This window comes from Fundidesulfovibrio sp. (genome assembly GCF_058402725.1).
Window position 1 is genome coordinate 1 of the sequence record NZ_JBZVFJ010000258.1, and the last position, 2,939, is coordinate 2,939.

Here is a 2,939-nt window from a genome sequence, read left to right on the forward strand (position 1 = left end):
CCCACCGGGTGGGCGAGACGGCCACGGCCATGGAAGAGATGAACGCCACCGTCCTGGAAGTGGCCCGCAACGCCTCCCAGGCCGCCGAAACCTCCACCAGGGCGCGCGACAGGGCCGAATCCGGAGCCAAGGTGGTGGGGCGCGTCATCAACTTCATCGGGCAGGTGAAGCACAACGCCGACCAGTCCCGCGAGGACATGGGCGCGCTGGGCAGGCAGGCCGAGGGCATCGGACAGATCCTGGGCGTGATTTCCGACATTGCGGACCAGACCAACCTGCTGGCCCTCAACGCGGCCATCGAGGCGGCCCGCGCGGGCGAGGCGGGAAGAGGCTTCGCGGTCGTCGCCGACGAGGTGCGCAAGCTGGCCGAAAAGACCATGACCGCCACCAAGGACGTGGGCGACGCCATCCGGGACATCCAGCAGGGCGCCAAAAAGAACCAGGACAACACCGAACAGGCCGTGCACGCCATCGAGGAGGCCACCGGCCTGGCCTCCCAGTCCGGCGAGGCCCTGGCGGAGATCGTCCGGCTGGTGGAGCTGGCGGCCGACCAGGTGCGCTCCATCGCCACGGCATCGGAACAGCAGTCGGCTGCCAGCGAGGAGATCAACCGCTCCATCGAGGACGTCAACCGCATTTCCACCGAGACGGCCGACGCCATGCGCCAGTCGGCCCAGGCCGTGGGCGAACTGGCCAACCAGAGCCTCGTGCTCAAGAACCTCATCGAGAACATGAAAGGCGAAAGCGGCGGACACGGCGGGCGGCGCGCCCTGACCTGACGCGATGCATGCCCTGGCGGCGCGCGGCGGGCAACGGCCAACCTGCCGGTGCGGAGCGGCCCTGGCGCCAGTGACGACTCTCGCCCCTCTTCTCAGGGGGGCATCAAGCAAAGGCCGGGAGACGAGCGACGTCTCCCGGCCTCTCTGCTTGGCGTCAAAATCCGGGGTCGCGCGGGGCTAGCTGGCGCGCAGCTCCCCGATGAGCCCGCGCAGCGTCCGGGACTGTGCGGCCAGCCCGGCCACGGCCTGGGCCGAATGGTCCATGGCCTGGGCGGTCTCCATGGAGATGCGGTTCACGTCCTCCAGTGAGCGGTTGATCTCCTCGCTGGAGGCAGACTGCTGCTCCGAAGCCGTGGCGATGGAACTGACCTGCATCGAGGCCTCGTCCACCAGGGACACGATGGCTTCCAGCGCCTTGCCCGAGAGACCTGCCTGGGACGTTGCGCTCTCGATGCGCGAGACGGCGCCCTCCACGTTGCGGATGGTGTCCGCCGCGCCCTGCTGGATGCCTCCGATGGAGCTGGCCACCTCCTTGGTGGCCTGCATGGTCTTCTCGGCCAGCTTGCGCACCTCGTCGGCGACGACCGCGAAGCCTCTTCCCGCCTCGCCCGCGCGGGCCGCCTCGATGGCCGCGTTGAGGGCCAGCAGGTTGGTCTGGTCCGCGATGTCGGAAATCACGGAGAGGATGCGTCCCACGTCGCGGGCGCTCCCCTCCAGTTCCCCCATGGCGCGCTTGAGTTCCAGGGACTGGTCCCGGGCCTGGGTGATGCCCGCCATGGCCTCGCGCACCACCTGCGCGCCGTTCAGGGCTTCCTGGCGCGCCTTGTCCGAGGTGGCGGCCGCAGCCGAGGCGCTGCGCGCCACTTCCAGCACCGTGGCGTTCATCTGCTCCATGGCCGTGGCCGTCTCGGCCATGCGCGCGGACTGCAGCGACGCACCGCCGCTGGCCTGCTCCACCTCCGAGGCCAGCTGCTCGGACGACGTGGTGACGGCCAGCACCACGTCCTCCAGCCTGTCGGCGGCCATGGCCATGCCCTCGCTCTTGGCCCGTTCGGCCCTGGCAGTGGCCTCCTGCGCCTCCCTGGCCGCCTCGCGGGCGTGCTCCGCCTCGCGGGAGGCCTCCTGCATCGCCTTCTCGGCCTTGTCGATCATGGTCCGGATGGTCTCCAGCATGGCCCCCAGCGCGCGGCGCAGGGCGGCCACCTCGTCGCCACCCTTGGCCTCGATGGCCACGTTCAGGTCACCCGAGGCCACGTGCTGGGCGAAGTCCACAGCCCCCAGGAGCGGGCCGGTGATGCTGCGGAACACCAGCCACCCCAACAGCAGACTCACCAGGACCACACCCAGGGCCACACCCAGGTTCAGGAAGAAGGCGCTGCGGGCCTTTTCGAGAACGCCCGTGCAGCGTTCCATCACGTTGGCCGCCCAGGCGTCCTCCACGAGCTTGAGCGCGTCGATGCGCGCGGTGGATGCCTTGAACCACGCCTGGGGATCTCCCTCCAGGGCAGGCTTGGACTGGTTGGCGAAGGCCTTGGCCCGGAAGACATCCACCTCTTTGGCCGGTCCTTCGGTGCGCGAGGCGAGGAGGCTGGCCGCCTGGTCGCCGCCCAGGGTGGCGAAGGAGCCCAGGTGGGCATCCTGAACGCCCAGACGCGAGAGCCAGTCCTTGTAGAGTTCGGGGGTGAAGCGACCGGCGGAGAAGGCCCCGTTGAGCAGGGCGCGCTCCTGCCCGGCGGCTTCCTTCCCGCGCAGAAGCTCCACGTAGGCGGCCGCTGGGCGCGTCATGCCGCTGCCTGCGGCCAGGGTGAGTATGACCGAACAGCCGCCCAGGACTTTGTCGATGGACTGGGTGTAGGACCCGATGGCCTCGCGGGCCTCCAGGCGTTTGGCGTCCACGCTGGCGTGCTGGCCGTCCAGCCCTGAGAGCACGGGTTCCAGAGCCGCCAGGGCTTTGGCCATGGACGGTTGCTTCGCGGCCTCGGCAGAACGGGTCAGCGTATCCCGGAGTTGCGACACGGCGGCATTCGAGGCCCCGCGCTGGGCATTGAGCTCAGGCCCGAAACGTTCGCCCTTGCTGGCCAGGTAGCCGGAAGACAGGCCCCGCTCCTTCTGGAGTTCGTGCGCCAGACCGCCCAGGCGCACCATGACGTCCACCGCCTC

General features: G+C 69.8%; 2 protein-coding genes. One reads left to right on the plus strand and one right to left on the minus strand.

Going from position 1 to position 2,939, the window contains the following annotated elements; all coding sequences use genetic code 11:
* The coding region (locus ACV4UX_RS18340) for a methyl-accepting chemotaxis protein (protein ID WP_491594723.1) at positions 1 to 779 on the plus strand (779 nt) is incomplete at its 5' end.
* 177 nt (positions 780 to 956) lie between these two features.
* Here the strand turns inward: ACV4UX_RS18340 and ACV4UX_RS18345 are convergent.
* Positions 957 to 2,939: methyl-accepting chemotaxis protein (locus tag ACV4UX_RS18345; RefSeq protein ID WP_491594724.1), on the minus strand; the 1,983-nt coding region annotated here is incomplete at its 5' end.